Raw genomic sequence first — 15,146 nt, forward strand, 5'->3', positions numbered from 1 at the left:
TACTTCCGCCGTGCACAACGACCTCGACCAGATCGAAGCGGCATTCGTCGGCACGCCACTTGCCGGTCTGCCGATCGGGCACGGCCCGTCGGGCAGCGTCCTCGTCGCCGACGTCGACCCCGAGCGCCTGCGGGATGCCTGGCAGGCAGCCGACGCACTGGTGCCGGTCATCGGACGGCTGCCGGTTCTGGTCACCGACGACGTCGACGACGAGATGACAATTCGGCAGGAGCCCGAGCGGGGTCCGTCGGTGTCGGAGCTGCGCGCGTTCGTCGAGGCCGCGCGGTCCTCCGAGCCCTGGCTGGCCTACCGCCACCACAGCGAGGACCACGTGGCCGACGAGGGCGAGGTGGAGTACCACGCGCGGGGCGCGGCCGGTGTCGACCTGATGGCCCTGGTGTCGGATGTGGTGCTGCCGACTCCGGTCCCCGAGCTGGAGCGGACGCTGTACGAGCGACTGCTCACCGACACCGACCTGCACGCCCAGGTGCTGGACAGCGTGCGGTTGGTGACGCAGTTCGACTACTGGTACACCCCGGACAGCGTTCTGCTCATGTTGCTGCCCACCACCGACGTCCGCGCTTGCGCGTACTGGCTGGACTTCTTCGGTGCGCTGACCCTGGAGGACCAACAGGAGCTCGCCGAGGTGCTGACGCAGTGGCGGCACCGGTGGGATGCCCGTCTGGTCGCGTCGTGGGGCACCATGCTCCAGTTCCAGGTGGGTCGTCGCCCGACGCCGGGCGACGACGCGTGGGTCGCCGCCGGTCAGCTCCAAGCGCTCGCCCCGAACCTCGAGCTGAGCCGGTGGGAGGTCGCCGTTGCCCTGTCGGCCGGCGACGCGTGGTTCGTGCACAATCGCCCCTGACCTGGACGTGCATCCGAACGGCGCCTCGTTCTTCCTGAAACCGGGGTGTCCGGGCTCGACGGACACCCCGGTTTCACCAAAGCCGTGCCGATGCCGAGGTCCTGGATCAGGAGTCGACGGGGACGCTGGTCGTAGTGCCGTCGGCGCCGGTGACACGGACGTCGGTGGCGCTGGCGGGTAGGAGTGCCGCGTTACGGCCGGCGTCCTGCCACTGACCGTCGCCGACCCGGTAACTCAGCGCCGACCCCTCGGCGGCGACGAAGGTGCCCTGGTCGTCGGGCAGTCCCAGCCGGACCGGCAGGGGTGCCCGCCAGTCCACGGTCGCGCTGGCCACCGCCTCGAAGGGCAGGTTTCTGCCGGCGAGCAGGGCGATGACACGGGAGGGGTCGTCGTCGTACTGGATGGTTTCCACGAGGAGCCGCCGACCGTCGGGGGTCGCCCCGTAGACCGACAGACGGGGTGATCCGTTGTACGTGTGCACGCCCACCGGGTCGAGGTAGTCGGCGATGGCCTCGGCGGGCGCGCTCACCTCTTCGGCAGCCGGATCGACTCCCCACACCTGCTCGGTGCCGGGCAACGTGTGGCGGAGAAGCGGTGCCGCCGGCCGGTCCTTCCCATCGGGAAAGAGGATCAGCGACGTGTTGCCGATGTGGAGCGCGTTCATCCGGCTCACTGGCGTCCTGGCGAGCGCGACGGTGAGCTTCGTGCGCTGTGGGGGCACCGACAGCGCTGCCGCACCGTCGCGGAACGCCACCGGCGTGAACGTCCGCTCGACCTTGCCACCGGGCAGATAGCGCAGTTCCGCGGAGAACTCCACCGCCTGTCCGAAGTCGAGGACGAGGAGCACGTCGCGTTGGGATCCGAGCAGTGTGGCCTGTTCGAGGCCATCTGTTCCCGAACCGTCAAGCCGCGTCAGGGTGCCGATGCGTGGGCCGTCGGCGGTGGGTTCGACGAACCCCACCGACCTGTCGTTCGTGGTGTCCCCGGCGACGTAGGCGGCCGGGCCAGCGGGTGTGTTACCGGCCCAGACAACGTGCGGCTCGCCGCGCGTCCCCTCTCCGATCTGCTTGAGATGACGCTCCCACGCCTCGCGGACCTGCCGCAGGTATCCGTCGTCGGCGGCCAGGTCACCGCGTGTGGGCTCGTCGAACAGCGGCGCGACGACCGGCGCCTCACCTCCTTCACCGGTCAGCCGGAGCCCACCGGCCACGGGGATGGCCACCACGGCCGCGCAGACGGCCGCCAACACGGCCCGGCGGCGCACCACCCGGCGCCGCCCGCCCCGGCGCACCGCACCGAGCAGACCCGCCGGGGCGACCAGGTCGTCCGTCGCGCGTTGCAAGATCTCGCGCACGTCAGTGTCGTTCCTCGTCATCGCGAACCCCCGCTTTCCGTGATGGGCATGGCGAGACTCGACTCCGCCAGCACCTCCCGCAGCCGCGCCAACCCTCGGGAGGCGTGACTCTTCACCGCGCCCTCGGAGCAGGCCATCGCCGCCGCGACGTCGGCGACCGGCAGATCCTCCAGGTAACGGAGCACGACCACGGCCCGCTGCCGGGCCGGCAACGTCCGCAGCGCCCCGACGACCAGCTCGCGAACCGCGACGGCGTCGGCATGGTCTCCGGCAACCCCGTCGTGGTCACCGAGCGCCCGTTCCGGACGTCGGGCACGCCAACGCCATCGATTGATCGACCGATTGACCAGCGCACGTCGGGCGTACGCCTCCGGGCTGCTCTGCACCCGACGCCAGCGGACGTACACCTGCTCCAGCACCTCCTGAAGCAGGTCCTCCGCCGCGTGCCGATCCCCGGTCAACAGGAAGGCGACCCGTAACAGCACCACCGACCGGGCGCGCACGAAGTCATCGAACTCCGCCCCACGCGAATCACTCATCCGACCTCCCGGGCCTCGTCAACCAGCAAGACACCGCGTCGGCCCACGAGGTTTACCGGTCCGGCGAATCCATCTCCTCGGCCCACCGCCGCCCGATCCGGTCGGGGGCACCCACTCATACCAGGAGTGTCAGCCACGGACCACGAGCAGACCGGTCGCGGGGTTTCGCCGGCTGTCGCTGGCGGGTAGCGGATGGTTCATGAACCGCAATCTCGTCAAGGCCCTCCAGGTTGCCTGGGAGCTGCCCGAGTTCCGCAGCGGGCTGCGCCACCTCATCGATCTCGACGAGGTGGCGCTGCTGCTGGCCACGCTGTCCGTCGCGGACCACGATCGTGAGGTCGAGCGCAGCCTGTTGAACCTGCTGCGGTCCGCCCTGGACACGACCGAGATTCGGGGAGCCGTGCTGCTGCTACTGGAGCAGGACGAGGTACGTCGGCCGCTCGTCGCGGCGGCGGTGGAGCCGCTTGCGGACCGGCCGGGTCAGGCTGCCGCCATCGCCTCGGCGGCGGAGGATCCCGTGGTGCGGCGTGAGATGCGCGCGGTGCTGGACAGCGCCAAGGTACGCGAGCTGATCTGGCAGGCGATCGACAACCAGGTCGGCGACAACCGGTTCGGCCTGATCCGGCAGGTGGCGGTGCTGTTCGTACGGCATCCGAGCGTCCGGCGGCTGGTGTGGGCCATGCGCCGGCACGGGGTGTTGCGCGAACTACGCCGTAACCCCTGAGCTGCGTCGGTCCACCCAGCGGACGGCGGACGACCGTGAGCTGACGGCCTCTCATTCCGGCCGGCCGAAGTGGTGCGTGAGCGAGGCGCGCAGCGTGTCGGCGTCTCCGGCGGACCAGGCGACGAAGCAGTCGGGGCGCACGAGCAACGCCGTCGCGGTCGTGCCCTCCAGCGCGCCGGTGACCACGTCGACGCGGTCTCGCCACGGTGCGGCGACCTCGGCGTAGGCACCCGTGGAGTCCAGCAGCAGCGGCCGGGCGGCGCGGGTCAGCTCGGCGAGGCGCACCGGGCCGTGGTGACCGTGCACGACCACGTCGGGTGCCGAGCGACCGGCCAACGGGTCGGCGGGGTCGGCGGGGTAGCGAACGTCCGCGCCGGACATCAACGCCGCGATGTGCCCGGTCACCTCCGGCTTGCGCAGCAGTTCGGCGAAGAGTTCCCGCAGGCCGGTGATCTCGTCGCCGGGACCGATGAGCGCCGACTGTGCCTGGGTGGACATGACGACCCGTTCGGCGACCGGGCGACGCTCGCTCTCGTACGTGTCGAGCAGGCCCTGCGGCGCCCAGCCGCGGACCGTGGCGGCAAGCTTCCAACCCAGGTTGACGGCGTCCTGCAGGCCCAGGTTGAGGCCGGGACCGCCGATCGCGGGGTGCACGTGCGCGGCGTCGCCGACCAGCAGCACCCGGCCGGCGCGGTAGCGACCGGCGATGCGGGTGTTCTGACCGGTCAGCCGCCGCAGCAGGCCGGGGCCGTCCGGCGCGCCGACCGGGACGTCGGCGCCGAGCACCCGGGCGACGCTGGCGCGTAGCTCCACCAGGCTCATCGGGGTCTCGTCGGTCGGCTGCGTGTCGAGCCACTCCGTCGTGCTCAGGATCGCCGGACGGCCGGGGAACGGCGCCCACACGATCAGACCGCGTGCGGTGCGGGTGTGCAGGAACGGCGGGACGACGCCGAAGCCGGGGACGCTCAGACCGCCGGTCTCGGGATCGAGGGATGACGCGGGGATGGTCACGGTCGCGGTGCGGGAGACCGACCGGTCGTTCGTGACGCCGGGAAAGTCGATGCCGGCGAGGCGGCGCACCGCGCTGCGGCCACCGTCGGCGCCGACGAGGAAGCGGGCGCTGAGCTGCGTACCGTCGGCAAGGCTTACCTCGACCGCGTCGGTGCGTTGGCGGAGGTCGACGACCTCGTGGCCGCGGCGCAGGTCGACGCCGAGCTCGGCGGCCCGGGCGGTGAGGGCGGCCTCGAGCTGGGCCTGCGGTGCGCCGAGCACGTAGTGCGGGTTCTCCGCGAGCATCGTGAGATCCAGCGGAAACGCGCCGAAGGTGAAGGCTGGTTGCGGGCTCGGCGGGGTGCTCCCGCCGCTGAGCCGCGCGTAGAGGCCGCGGCGGTCGAGCAGGCGGACGACCTGGCCGACGAGACCGTTGGCGCGGGGCTCGCCGGTGGGCGTGGCCTGACGTTCGAGGACGACGGGGTGGACGCCGGCGAGGGCCAGTTCGCCGGCGAGCATGAGACCGTTGGGACCGGCTCCGACGATGAGGACATCGATCACTGTGGTGATCCTTTCGGGGCATGCGTCATCGCCACGGCAGGCGCGGCACGCGGCCGGCCCGCCGCGGGGTGACGCGGCTGAGGACGTGGGTGAGGCGGTACGTGAGCGGAGGCCGGGCCTCAGCGGGGCGGCGCCGGGAGGCCGGCGGCGAGCTGGGTGAAGGCGTCGGTGATGAGGCGCTCGATTGGGGTGGGCGGGTCGGCGCTGTCGAGATAGTGCTGCATGGCGACGGCGACGGCGGCACTGGTGGCAGCCGCGACGAGCCTCGGATACATGTCGGTGGCGAGGTCGGTGCCGGTGCGCTCGGCGACCGCGGCGGCCAGCTCGGCCTCGGCGACCGCGACGGCCCGCAGCCGCTCGCCCTGGAGTGCGGGCTCGGCGAGCATGGTACGGACGCCGGCCACCCACTGGGCGTGCGCGGGGGATGGCATCGCCTCGACCTCGGGGCCGCGGGTGAACTGCTCCAGCGCGGCCTGAGTGAGCGCCGCCCAGAGCGGCTCGTCGGCCGGGCGTTCGCGCAGCGCGGCGGCGGTGCGCAGACTGCGGTCGAGATGGCGGGAGGCGATCGCCTCGGCCTTGCTGGAAAAGTAGTTGTTGAAGGTACGCGGGGACACCCCGGCCGCCTCGGCGATGTCCTCGACGCGGACGTTGTCGTAGCCGCGCTCGGCGGTGAGGTGGATCGCGGCCCAGCCGAGCGCCGCCCGCGTCTCGGCCTTCTTGCGCTCCCGCAGCCCCGTCATGCCACCACGGTAGCACTTCTTGCGCGGCACGCAAATATGCGTACCACGCAAAATTGTTCCGACCGCCTCAGCGGTCCGCCTCCGGCTGACCGGAGTCGCGGATCGCCTCCACGCATCTGGCCAGCAGGTCACGGAGTTGGAGGCGCTCGGCGGGGCTCAGCGCGTCGGCGATCCGCCGTTCGATGCGCACCGCTTCGCGATCGCACCGCTGCAGCGTGGTGTGACCCTTATCGGTGAGGCTGGTCTCCAGAACGTGCCGGTGCCAGGGGTGCGCCGAGCGTCGCACCAGCCCTCGATCCTCCAGCGCCTTGAGGACGCCGGTCATGGCCTGGGGCGTCACCAGGCAGGCTCGCGCCAGCGCGGCTCCGGACATACCGGGGTTGTCGGCGAGGGCGAACAGTGCCGCGTACTGAGCGACAGTCAGCTCGGCCGGACGCAGCGCCGCGGCCTTGGCCGCCATCAGCGCCTGTTCGGCGCGCTTGATGTCGAAGCCAAGGCGCTCGTCGGCAGGCATTTCCACCAGCAGATGGTAGCGGGATTGAACAGTTGTCAAGAGGATTGCTATCGTCAAGGTCTTGATAGGCATCAAGATGCGGAGGCATTGTGCGAGACAGGGTCGTACTGATCACCGGCGCCACCAGCGGCGTCGGCTACCACCTCGGCCGTGACCTCGCCGTGCGAGGAGCCACGCTGCTGCTGCACGGCCGGGACCAGACCCGGCTCGACGCCGTCGCCCGCGAGCTGCGCGCGTTGACGCCGGACGTGCGTACATACCTGGCGGACCTGGCCGACCTCGACCAGGTCCGCGCTCTGGCAGCACGCGTACGCGAACGCGAACATCGGCTTGACGTACTGGTCAACAACGCGGCCGTCGGCGCGACCGACCCGACCCGACGCGACGTGAGCCGACAGGGCCACGAGCTGCTTCTGGCCGTGAACCATCTCGCGCCCTACCTGCTCACCACCGAACTGTTGCCGCTCCTGACCGCGTCCGCCCCGGCCCGTGTCGTGAACGTGGCGTCGATGGGTCAGGCCCGCGTCGACCTCGACGACCTCGGCTTCGAGAACGGCACCTACGACGCGGTCGTCGCGTACTGCCGGGCGAAGCTCGCGATGATCATGTCCACCTTCGACCTGGCGGCCGAGGTCCCGGCCGACGTCGTGACAGTCAATGCCGTGCACCCCGCCCACCTCATGGACACCCGAATGGTGCACGCGAGCGGCTTCACCCCGATCACCACCGTCGACGCCGGGGTGCTGCCGACACTGCGGCTTGTCGCGGACCCAGCTCTGGACGGAGTGTCCGGCCGCTACTTCGATCGCTTCGACGACGCGCCGGCCCACCAACAGGCCTACGACCTGGCCGCTCGGCAGCGCCTCGCCGCCGCGACCCAGGCGCTCGTGGCCGCGCGCTAGTAGGTGAAGGTCCAGAGGAAGTAGAAACCGGGTGCGTTGGGGCCGTACTGCCGGTACTCGCAGTAGTACCAGCTCCACAGACCGGTCCGGACGCCCTCGCTGCCATAGCTGTTGCAGAACTGGCCGTCGGAGTAGACATTGCGCAGCGTGCCGCCCTGCGGGTCCGCCGCAGCCGGAGTGGCGCCGGTCCCGACCAGCCCACCCAGTGTGAGCGTCACCGCCACCACCAGGGTCGCCCATCTGCGTCCGCGCATGAAGTCTCCTCCCACCACCGTCCGCGGCGCACCGACGCTCCCCGTCGAGCCAGGGCCGGGACATCGAAGTTTGTGAAAGTAAGGCTTACATGGACGTGCGCGATCCGATTCCCGACAACGGGCGACGCTACCGCGATGATCCGCCAGCGTGATCTCCATCGAACGGCCATCCGCCCTGGCCACGCCGCGTCAGCCCGAGACGCTCACCGCGCCGCCAGCAGTACGGTGGGCCGCGACCAGCGCGGGTACGATCCGAGCCACCGTCGCGACAGGAGCGGGGAAGGACCGGCTGATGAGCACCGATGAAACGCTCGCCCGCATCAACGAGGGCGTGCAGTTGCATCACCAGCACGGCCAGCGTGAAGCCGCTCGTGACCTGTTCGCAGAGATCTGGGACGACATCGGCGGCGAGGGAGGCGATCCCCTGCATGTCTGCGTCCTCGCGCACTCGATGGCCGACGTGCAGGACGACGCCCGCCAGGAGTTGGTCTGGGACCAGCGAGCGCTCGCGGCGGCCGATCTGCTCACCGAGGCGCGAGTCGCGCAGGCCGGCGTGCCGATGTCCGTGGCGGCCCTGTACCCGTCGTTGCATCTCAACCTGGCGGACTGCTATCGCAAGCTCGGCGACCTCGGCCGTGCCCGCGACCACCTCCAGCGTGCCGAGGCGGGGATCGACGCGCTTGGCGATGACGAGTACGGGGAGCTGATCAGGAGCGGCCGGGATCGGCTGGCGCACCAGCTGGCGACCACTGAGTAGGCGTATCGCCGGCAGACCCCGGGTGGAAGCTGCTCCCCCGGTGGCCGAGGCGCGAGCAGGCGGGAGGGGTCAGGCTCGGTCGATGAGATCGAGGCCCGTCAGGTCGGCCGAGAGCGCCCAGAGCCGGGCCGCCGTACTGCTGTCGTCGGGGCTGCCGTCGGTGACCTGGCAGTCCGCGCAGTAGTCGCCGCCGTACGCGTCGAGGTGGGGTGAGGTGGCGGCCCAGACCTGGGTCGCCGCGCCCTGCTCGACGGTCTTGAACAGGCCCGGCGCGGGAGTGCCGTCCGCGTCGATCCAGCCGGCGGCGACCATCTCCTCGACCGTGAGGTGTCGTTGCAGCGGCGTCTGGATGTAGCCCGGGTTGACGGAGAAGGCGCGGACCCGGTGCGGTCTGCCGAGCAGGCCGAGGTGGCGGGCGAACAGGATGTTCGCGAGCTTGGACTGCGTGTAGGCCTCCCATTTGTCGTAGCCGCGCTCGAACTGCACGTCGTCCCACCGAATCCGCCACGACGGGTCGCGGCCGGAAGCGACCGAGACGACACGGGCAGCACCGGAGGCGGCGAGCGCCGGCCACAGCAGATTCACCAGCGCGTAGTGACCGAGGTGGTTGATCGCGAACTGCGCCTCCCAGCCGGGCCCCACCCGCGTCTCCGGGCACGCCATGACCCCTGCTCCCGCGACCAGGATGTCGAGGGCCGGATGCCTGCGGAGAAACCGTTCGGCGAACGCCCGGACGGAGGCGAGGTCGGCGAGATCGACCTGGTCGACCTCGACCCCGGCTGCGCCGGCGAGCGCCTGCCGGGCCGCGTCCGGCCGACGGGCGGGGACGACGACGCGAGCCCCGGCCTGGGTGAGCGCGCGGGTGGTGGCGAGACCGAGGCCGGAGTAGCCGCCCGTGACGACGGCGGTCCTGCCGGTGAGGTCGACGCCGGCGAGGACGTCTCCGGTCGTGCTGTGGGCGCCGAACCTGGTGTGGGTCATCTCGCTGGTCATGCCGGCGACGCTAGGCGCTAGACCGTGGTCTAGGTCAACGGGCTACGGGCTACCGACTACGGTCGGGGCTGTGTCGGACAGGGACCTGAGCATCGGACAGGTGGCGCAGCGCACCGGGTTGAGCGTGCACACCCTTCGGCTCTACGAGCGTAAGGGTCTGCTGGCCAGCGAGGTGCGGCGGGACGGATCCGGCAGACGTGTCTACAGCACCTGGGATGTGCAGTGGTTGGCGAACTGCGTGAAGTTCCGCGCCTCCGGGATGCCGCTCGCGACGATCGGCCGCCTGGCCCAGCTCGTCCGCGAGGGCAGCGGCAACGAGGCCGAACGACTCGAACTGCTCCGCGATCACCAGCGGCACATCGCCGAGCAGCTCGCGCAGCTGAGCGACTGCCTCGATCTCGTCAACGGCAAAGTGGCCAGCTATGAGGAACACCTCGCCGCCGGCGCGACCGGAGATCCCTGGCAGTAGCAACCTCGGCCCGCAGCGCACGCGCAACGGTGCGGAACCGCGCCTTGGTCGACGTCCACATCCGCAGCTGTCCGGGCAGAATCTCGGGATGAGTAACCGCGAAGAGGTGTTGCAGGGGAACGTCACCAGCGGGGTCGTGCGAGTCGGCGACACCGTTCGACGACCCGTCGGACCCTGGACGGAGATGGTCGACCTGCTGCTCGACCACCTGCACGCCGTCGGGTTCACGGCGTGCCCTCGCCCGCTGGGCCGGGACGAGCAGGGCAGGCAGGTGCTGGAATACGTCCCGGGCGAGATGGGTGCCGAGTCCGGCACCTACCCCGCCACGGAACTGCGCTCGATCGGGCGGCTGCTGGCGCACCTGCACGAGGCGCTGGCCAGCTTCGTACCGCCGGCCGGCGGGAGCTGGAACCAGGTCATCCCGCCGGACCGGGAAGAGATGATCTGCCACAACGATGTAGCACCATGGAACCTGGTCAGGTCGGATCGGGGCTGGGTGCTGATCGACTGGGACGGGGCCGCGCCAGGCTCGCGACTGTGGGACCTCGCGTACGCGGCCCAGAGCATGGCCGGCCTCCGCGCGGACCGGCCGGTGCCGCAGTCCGCGGCACGGCTGCGCGCGTTCGTCGACGGCTACGGCCTCGATGACGCATCCCGTCCGGCGCTGGCCGTCCTGTTGGGCCGCCGCGCCAGAGCCATGTACGACCTGCTGCGCGAGGGCGCCCGCCACCAGCGTCAGCCGTGGGCCAGGATCTGGACCGAGGACGGTCCCTACTGGCTGGCAACTGCCGACTACCTCGACGCGCACCGCGACGCCTGGCTCGCCGGGCTGGAGTGAGCAGAGCGGGGTCGGCGGTACCCAGGCGCCGCACCGATGCCGGACGATGTGCGGTGGTTCGGCACCGGGACCGCCGCGAGCCGCGAGGATCCACACGCACGATGAGAGGATTTCAGACGTGGCAGCCGATGCACCGCGCACTCCACAGCAGCGCAAGCGGGACACCCTCGCCCGCCTCGACCGCGACCTGGACGCGTGGGTCGCCTCAGCCGACCGGGACGGCAACGCCCACCTGGTGCCGCTCTCCTTCCTCTGGGACGGCGTGACCCTCACCCTGGCCACAACCGAGTCCAGTCCGACCGCGCGCAATCTGCGTGCCTCGGGACGAGTGCGGATGTCGGTAGGCACGACCCGCGACGTGGTGCTCATCGACGGCACCGTCGAGACGTTCTCGCGCGTGACCGTACCGGTCGATCTGGCCAACGCCTTCGCCGCGAAGCTCTGGGACGCTCGGGTCGGCGCAACCCCCTACGCGTACTTGCGAGTGACGCCTCGCCGGATTCAGGCGTGGCGGGAGGAGAACGAACTTGCCGGTCGGGACCTGATGCGTGCCGGTCAGTGGCTCGTCTGAGCGTCGGACCCGGCGGTTATCGGAGATGACGTCGCATCCAGGCCAGTGTGGCGTCGGCGATCGCACGCCAGCCGGTGTCGATCGGCATCGAGTGCCCGCGGTCGGGGAACTCCTGGTAGTCGGTGACCGCCGAGGAGGCGCGATACCGCTCGACCGTGGCCCTGACGACGGCCGCGGGCGCACTGTGGTCCCTACCGCCGGCCACCATGAGCAGTGGTCCCCGGGCCGGGTTGGCAGCGTCGATCGCGGCCGGTGAACGTCGGGAGAGGTTCGCGGACACCAGCTCGAACACCGGCCTGCCGGGTGACGGGATGACCCACTGCCGGTACAACCGGTCGGATTCGAGTGCGGTGAGCGCGTTGCCGTGGCTGTAGCGGAACTGCCGATCGGTCAGCGATACCGCCCCCCGCCGGTTGGCCGGGTTGCGCAGCAGGGGCCAGCCCACCGGAATGCTCGACGGCGCGCGGTTCGCCACACCTCTGATGGGTGGAGGTTGCAGCGCCACCGCCGCCGCCGCGAGGTCCTGATCGAGGAGGCGCTGCGCCACCAGGCCGCCGGTCGAGTGGCCGACGACGACCGGCCGTTCGCCGAGCGTGCCGATGATCTGCGCGTAGTGCGCGACGATGTCGTCGATGCCGACACCAGCGACCCGGTCCGGCTCGTGCCGCGCTTCTGCGACCGTGCTCGGTTCACCCGGCCAGCCTGGATTCAGGGGGTCATGTCCCGCCGTCCGGAACAGCTCGACCCAGCTGGCCCAGGACGTGGCGTGCAGGAACATGCCATGGACGAACACCACGGGCGTACCTGTCGCTGCCATCTCTCCCCCTCCCGAGGGCACCCACCCTACGAACCGGCGTGGCGGGATGTCGTCCCTCGGCCGAGGGACGACATCCCGCAGACGGGTGACGGCAGGCACGCCGCGCGGTCCGCGACAGACCCGGATGTACGCGTCGGGTCGGGCCCGTCGAGGTGAGCCGTACGATCCTGGGCATGCCTGACGCCGCGGCGCGGTTCGCTCAACTCGCCAACGAGTACGAGCCCCGGAAGCGGGCAGCGACCGCACTCGTGGAGGTCTGGGACTGGTACACCTGGCCGGGCCTCGATCTGCGCCCGCTGCGCTTCGAGCGGGCCCTGCTCAGGCCCGGGCGTCGGCTGGAGGCCCGCCCCTCGGGGGATGTGGACGTCCTGCGACTCGGGTTCGATGCTCAGGGCCGGGTGTCCGTGGTCGAGGAGTACAGCGGTTTCCTGCACGGCCGCCTGCACCAGGAGACGTTCTTCCGGCACGGCGACGAGGTTGTCGAGGTGGCGCACTTCGACACGGACGGGCCGATCTACCTGCACGAGTACCGCTTCGACGACGGGTTGATGCGCTCGGCGGACATGGTCGCGCGCCGGGGCTCGGGCCGGGAGTCGTACGCGTACACCGACGGGCGGATCAGTCGCGTCGAGGTCGAGCACCACGGCCGCCCGCCTGCCGTACTCCTTGCCGAGCATGACGACGACGGCCTGCTCCGGCTCGTCGAGGCCACGGGCAGGCAGTCGCGGGAGCTCTACGTCCGACCACCGGCGGGCTTCGATCTCGACACGGCGTGCCACGCCCTGGAAGACATGTTGGTGGCACTGATTCCGGCCGCGGCGGCACGGCTGCCCGTCGACGATCCCATCGCCTGCCTCGCCCTCGGCTACGCCGGGCCGGCGCAGCTGTCGCTCGGAATCAGCGCCGCCACCGCGGCGGAACGGGCCGACCTGCGCACGGTGGACGCCCGCGCAGCCTGGTCGCCGGAGGACTTCGAGGCCAGCACCGACATCGACCTCGACGACACCGGACCGGCGCGGCTGATCCGGCAGGAACTCACCCTCCTCGACGCCGACGACCCGGACGTCTCGGCCGGATCCGAGATCCTCCGACGACTGTGCTGCTCGGCCGCGGCTCGGCTGAACCTGCGCGACTGGTCGGCGACGCTGCCAGTCACCGACGATTTCGTCGTGTACGCCGTCGACCTCGAACTGGTCGACCTGGACCGGAACCTGACCAGCTGCCTGCCACCGGACCGACTCGCCCTGCTCCGCGAGCGGGGCCTGTGGTAGCGGCTCACCCCGCCCGTCGGACTTCTTACCGAACCGTGACGTGCCCGGCGACCGTTGACCGTTGACCGCGCGTCGGCCCGTACCGACTGGGGACAGCACATCACCGGAGCCGTTTACGGCTTTGAGGAGATTCCGATGAACCGCAGGAAGAACGGGACCGCACTGGTCCAGACCCGGCCGGTCCGGATCGCGCTGGCCGTGATGGTGCTGGCGGCCACCGGTGCGCTCACCGCCACCTTCGTCTCCAGTGGCGGCAAGGGCACCGCGGACGCCGCCACCAGCCTCGACCAGTTCGTGCCGATCGAGAACGTGCCACCGAACGTGCGGAACCCGAGGCCGGCCGCCGGCGCGTCGACCGGCCGGTTCACCGTCGACTGCGGCACGAACAGGAACGGCAAGTTCAGCCCGGACAATCCGGTGGCCCAGCCCGGCATCCGCAACGGCGCCGAACACGTCCACGACTTCGTCGGCAACCTGGCCATCACCGCGAACTCCTCGGACGCCGATCTGGACGCCGCCGGCACCACCTGCCGCAACGGCGACAAGTCGTCCTACTTCTGGCCCGTGGTACGCATCGACAAGACCGTCCGCAGCGGCAGACAGGTCCAGCAGGCCCTCGCCCAGACCCAGCCCATGGTCGTCTGTCCCTCGGCCGGCAGGAGATTGCGGGCCGTCCCCAGCTCGGCCCGCAACACCGTCGACCGTCTGCTGGCCGAGCTGGATCGCCAGCAGGCCGCCGCGAACCAGCGGATGACCGCCAGCCGGGGCCGGATCGACGCCGCGTTCAACCGGGAGGTCATCGACGCGCTGCGGGCCCGCCGGGCCGTACTGCTCAAGGAGATCAGCACCACGATCACCGCCGGCGGTGGCAATCAGCCCGGCCTGGTCTCGCTTGTCGACTGTGACGTCAGCTACGACGACATGCACGCCCGCATGCCCGACAGCGCCCACCGGGCGAGCGCCAACGCCGCCCAGGCCGCGAATCCGCGGATTCAGTGCCCGGCCGTACGGGACCGGCTGCCTGGCGTACCCAATCGGGCTCTCGCCGAGGTGAACCGCAACCTCGACGAGCTCGACCGGCAGCTCTCCGAGGCCAACGAGCGCCTCGTCGGCAGCCGCGGCCAGGGCGGCCCGGCCTTCGTCGACAACGCCATCCTCGGGCCGCTGCGCGCCAAGCGGGCCGCGGCGCTCGACCGGATCGCCATCGCGATCGGGCGGCAGGCCGCCCGCCCGGCGGGTCTCGACGCACTCGCCGCCTGCAGGCTGGACCAGGCCCCCGCCACCCCGGCGGCACCGAGCAGCGCGCCCAGCGCACCCGCGGCGCTGCCCGATCCGCAGGGGCCCAACTTCGAACTACCCGGCAACACCGGCGGCATCGTCCGCCCGGCGCAGGTGTTGATCGAGTACCGCGGCAACCCGGTCAGCAAGGTGGTGCCGATGCCGAAGTTCCTCCGGGCTCTCACCGGCGACGCCAAGCCCACCAGCCGCGGTCCGGCCAACGCCCGTGCCACCTGGACCTGTTCCGGCTTCACCGACCGGCTCTCCGACAAGTACCCGATCTGCCCCACGGGCAGCCAGGTGCAGCGCGTCCATGACTTCCCCGGCTGCTGGGACGGTAGGAACATCGACAGCGACAACCACCGCAACCACGTCGCGTTCGCCGACAAGGCCACCGGCGCGTGCCCGCAGGGCTTCCAGGCGATCCCACAACTGCGGGTCACCGTGGCCTACGACATCGCCCGCAGCGTGCAGGTCAAAGGCCAGTACGCCCTCGACTCCTTCCCCGAGGAGAACCACAACCCGTTCTCCGACCACAACGACTTCGTCAACGTCAACTCCGTCCAGGCCATGCAGCGCATCGCCACTTGCATCAACAAGGGCAAGAACTGCTCCTGATGCCCCCGGGAAGTCTCCGCCCGCGCACTCGCACCATCCGGGGTACGGCTGGCACGGATGCTGAGCTTCCCGCTGCGCGGGCAGACCAGTC

General features: G+C 70.9%; 17 protein-coding genes. 9 read left to right on the plus strand and 8 right to left on the minus strand.

The window, feature by feature from the left end; all coding sequences use genetic code 11:
* The first annotated feature begins 10 nt into the window (after nt 1-10).
* On the plus strand, nt 11-865 hold the full coding sequence (locus AB0C01_RS02900; protein ID WP_357570065.1) for a DUF4253 domain-containing protein: 855 nt from the start codon (nt 11-13) through the stop codon (nt 863-865).
* A 106-nt stretch (nt 866-971) separates the two neighbouring features.
* Here the strand turns inward: AB0C01_RS02900 and AB0C01_RS02905 are convergent, their stop codons facing one another.
* Nucleotides 972-2,219 (minus strand): hypothetical protein, encoded by a 1,248-nt coding sequence (locus AB0C01_RS02905; protein ID WP_357570066.1) that lies wholly within the window; start codon nt 2,217-2,219, stop codon nt 972-974.
* 17 nt (nt 2,220-2,236) lie between these two features.
* Nucleotides 2,237-2,758 (minus strand): SigE family RNA polymerase sigma factor, encoded by a 522-nt coding sequence (locus AB0C01_RS02910; RefSeq protein WP_357254440.1) that lies wholly within the window; start codon nt 2,756-2,758, stop codon nt 2,237-2,239.
* Nucleotides 2,759-2,957: 199 nt separating this feature from the next.
* Here AB0C01_RS02910 and AB0C01_RS02915 point away from each other — a divergent pair, with 199 nt between their 5' ends.
* The gene (locus tag AB0C01_RS02915; protein ID WP_357570067.1) at nt 2,958-3,482 is read left to right on the plus strand and encodes a hypothetical protein; all 525 of its coding nucleotides are present in this window, start codon (nt 2,958-2,960) and stop codon (nt 3,480-3,482) included.
* A gap of 51 nt (nt 3,483-3,533) precedes the next feature.
* Here the strand turns inward: AB0C01_RS02915 and AB0C01_RS02920 are convergent, their stop codons facing one another.
* From AB0C01_RS02920 to AB0C01_RS02930, 3 genes are all read right to left on the minus strand, one after another.
* Nucleotides 3,534-5,033 carry an FAD-dependent monooxygenase gene (locus AB0C01_RS02920; RefSeq protein WP_357570068.1) on the minus strand — a complete coding sequence of 500 codons (1,500 nt, stop codon included), beginning with the start codon at nt 5,031-5,033 and terminating at the stop codon, nt 3,534-3,536.
* A gap of 119 nt (nt 5,034-5,152) precedes the next feature.
* Nucleotides 5,153-5,773, minus strand: a complete 621-nt coding sequence (locus AB0C01_RS02925) for a TetR family transcriptional regulator (RefSeq protein ID WP_357254446.1) — start codon at nt 5,771-5,773, stop codon at nt 5,153-5,155.
* Between the two features lie 67 nt (nt 5,774-5,840).
* Entirely contained in the window at nt 5,841-6,287 is a 447-nt protein-coding gene (locus tag AB0C01_RS02930; protein ID WP_357570250.1) for a MarR family transcriptional regulator, read from the minus strand.
* A gap of 89 nt (nt 6,288-6,376) precedes the next feature.
* On the opposite strand from AB0C01_RS02930, the gene AB0C01_RS02935 reads away from it, so the two are divergent.
* Nucleotides 6,377-7,189: an SDR family NAD(P)-dependent oxidoreductase gene (locus tag AB0C01_RS02935; protein WP_357254448.1), complete on the plus strand. Its 813-nt coding sequence runs from the start codon at nt 6,377-6,379 to the stop codon at nt 7,187-7,189.
* Here the strand turns inward: AB0C01_RS02935 and AB0C01_RS02940 are convergent.
* Nucleotides 7,186-7,443, minus strand: coding sequence for a hypothetical protein (locus tag AB0C01_RS02940; RefSeq protein ID WP_357570069.1), 258 nt, complete (start codon nt 7,441-7,443; stop codon nt 7,186-7,188). The two genes, AB0C01_RS02935 and AB0C01_RS02940, sit on opposite strands and share 4 nt — an antisense overlap.
* Before the next feature lie 292 nt (nt 7,444-7,735).
* On the opposite strand from AB0C01_RS02940, the gene AB0C01_RS02945 reads away from it, so the two are divergent.
* Nucleotides 7,736-8,200 carry a hypothetical protein gene (locus AB0C01_RS02945; protein WP_357254451.1) on the plus strand — a complete coding sequence of 155 codons (465 nt, stop codon included), beginning with the start codon at nt 7,736-7,738 and terminating at the stop codon, nt 8,198-8,200.
* 69 nt (nt 8,201-8,269) lie between these two features.
* Here the strand turns inward: AB0C01_RS02945 and AB0C01_RS02950 are convergent, their stop codons facing one another.
* Entirely contained in the window at nt 8,270-9,193 is a 924-nt protein-coding gene (locus tag AB0C01_RS02950) for an oxidoreductase (RefSeq protein WP_357254453.1), read from the minus strand.
* Between the two features lie 70 nt (nt 9,194-9,263).
* Between AB0C01_RS02950 and AB0C01_RS02955 the strand changes: the two genes are divergently transcribed.
* The 3 genes from AB0C01_RS02955 to AB0C01_RS02965 all read left to right on the plus strand — a co-directional run bounded on the left by AB0C01_RS02955 (nt 9,264) and on the right by AB0C01_RS02965 (nt 11,071).
* Nucleotides 9,264-9,662 carry a MerR family transcriptional regulator gene (locus AB0C01_RS02955; protein ID WP_357570070.1) on the plus strand — a complete coding sequence of 133 codons (399 nt, stop codon included), beginning with the start codon at nt 9,264-9,266 and terminating at the stop codon, nt 9,660-9,662.
* A gap of 88 nt (nt 9,663-9,750) precedes the next feature.
* Nucleotides 9,751-10,500 (plus strand): phosphotransferase, encoded by a 750-nt coding sequence (locus tag AB0C01_RS02960; protein ID WP_357570071.1) that lies wholly within the window; start codon nt 9,751-9,753, stop codon nt 10,498-10,500.
* A gap of 118 nt (nt 10,501-10,618) precedes the next feature.
* Nucleotides 10,619-11,071, plus strand: coding sequence for a pyridoxamine 5'-phosphate oxidase family protein (locus AB0C01_RS02965; RefSeq protein ID WP_357254458.1), 453 nt, complete (start codon nt 10,619-10,621; stop codon nt 11,069-11,071).
* A 16-nt stretch (nt 11,072-11,087) separates the two neighbouring features.
* On the opposite strand, the gene AB0C01_RS02970 is transcribed toward AB0C01_RS02965, so the two are convergent.
* Nucleotides 11,088-11,888 (minus strand): alpha/beta hydrolase, encoded by an 801-nt coding sequence (locus AB0C01_RS02970; RefSeq protein WP_357570072.1) that lies wholly within the window; start codon nt 11,886-11,888, stop codon nt 11,088-11,090.
* 173 nt (nt 11,889-12,061) lie between these two features.
* Between AB0C01_RS02970 and AB0C01_RS02975 the strand changes: the two genes are divergently transcribed.
* Nucleotides 12,062-13,159, plus strand: a complete 1,098-nt coding sequence (locus AB0C01_RS02975; RefSeq protein WP_357570073.1) for a hypothetical protein — start codon at nt 12,062-12,064, stop codon at nt 13,157-13,159.
* Between the two features lie 135 nt (nt 13,160-13,294).
* Nucleotides 13,295-15,055 (plus strand): DUF1996 domain-containing protein, encoded by a 1,761-nt coding sequence (locus AB0C01_RS02980; RefSeq protein WP_357570074.1) that lies wholly within the window; start codon nt 13,295-13,297, stop codon nt 15,053-15,055.
* Nucleotides 15,056-15,146: the final 91 nt, after the last annotated feature.

This window comes from Micromonospora sp. NPDC048905, assembly GCF_040649655.1.
Taxonomy (GTDB): Bacteria; Actinomycetota; Actinomycetes; order Mycobacteriales; family Micromonosporaceae; genus Micromonospora.

Excerpts from the sequence above, each read along its gene's own strand:
- AB0C01_RS02940 (WP_357570069.1), bottom strand. The coding sequence starts at position 7,443 with ATGCGCGGACGCAGATGGGCGACCCTGGTGGTGGCGGTGACGCTCACA.
- AB0C01_RS02975 (WP_357570073.1), top strand. The coding sequence starts at position 12,062 with ATGCCTGACGCCGCGGCGCGGTTCGCTCAACTCGCCAACGAGTACGAG.
- AB0C01_RS02960 (WP_357570071.1), top strand. The coding sequence starts at position 9,751 with ATGAGTAACCGCGAAGAGGTGTTGCAGGGGAACGTCACCAGCGGGGTC.
- AB0C01_RS02910 (WP_357254440.1), bottom strand. The coding sequence starts at position 2,758 with ATGAGTGATTCGCGTGGGGCGGAGTTCGATGACTTCGTGCGCGCCCGG.
- AB0C01_RS02915 (WP_357570067.1), top strand. The coding sequence starts at position 2,958 with ATGAACCGCAATCTCGTCAAGGCCCTCCAGGTTGCCTGGGAGCTGCCC.
- AB0C01_RS02980 (WP_357570074.1), top strand. The coding sequence starts at position 13,295 with ATGAACCGCAGGAAGAACGGGACCGCACTGGTCCAGACCCGGCCGGTC.
- AB0C01_RS02950 (WP_357254453.1), bottom strand. The coding sequence starts at position 9,193 with ATGACCAGCGAGATGACCCACACCAGGTTCGGCGCCCACAGCACGACC.
- AB0C01_RS02945 (WP_357254451.1), top strand. The coding sequence starts at position 7,736 with ATGAGCACCGATGAAACGCTCGCCCGCATCAACGAGGGCGTGCAGTTG.
- AB0C01_RS02930 (WP_357570250.1), bottom strand. The coding sequence starts at position 6,287 with ATGCCTGCCGACGAGCGCCTTGGCTTCGACATCAAGCGCGCCGAACAG.
- AB0C01_RS02970 (WP_357570072.1), bottom strand. The coding sequence starts at position 11,888 with ATGGCAGCGACAGGTACGCCCGTGGTGTTCGTCCATGGCATGTTCCTG.
- AB0C01_RS02925 (WP_357254446.1), bottom strand. The coding sequence starts at position 5,773 with ATGACGGGGCTGCGGGAGCGCAAGAAGGCCGAGACGCGGGCGGCGCTC.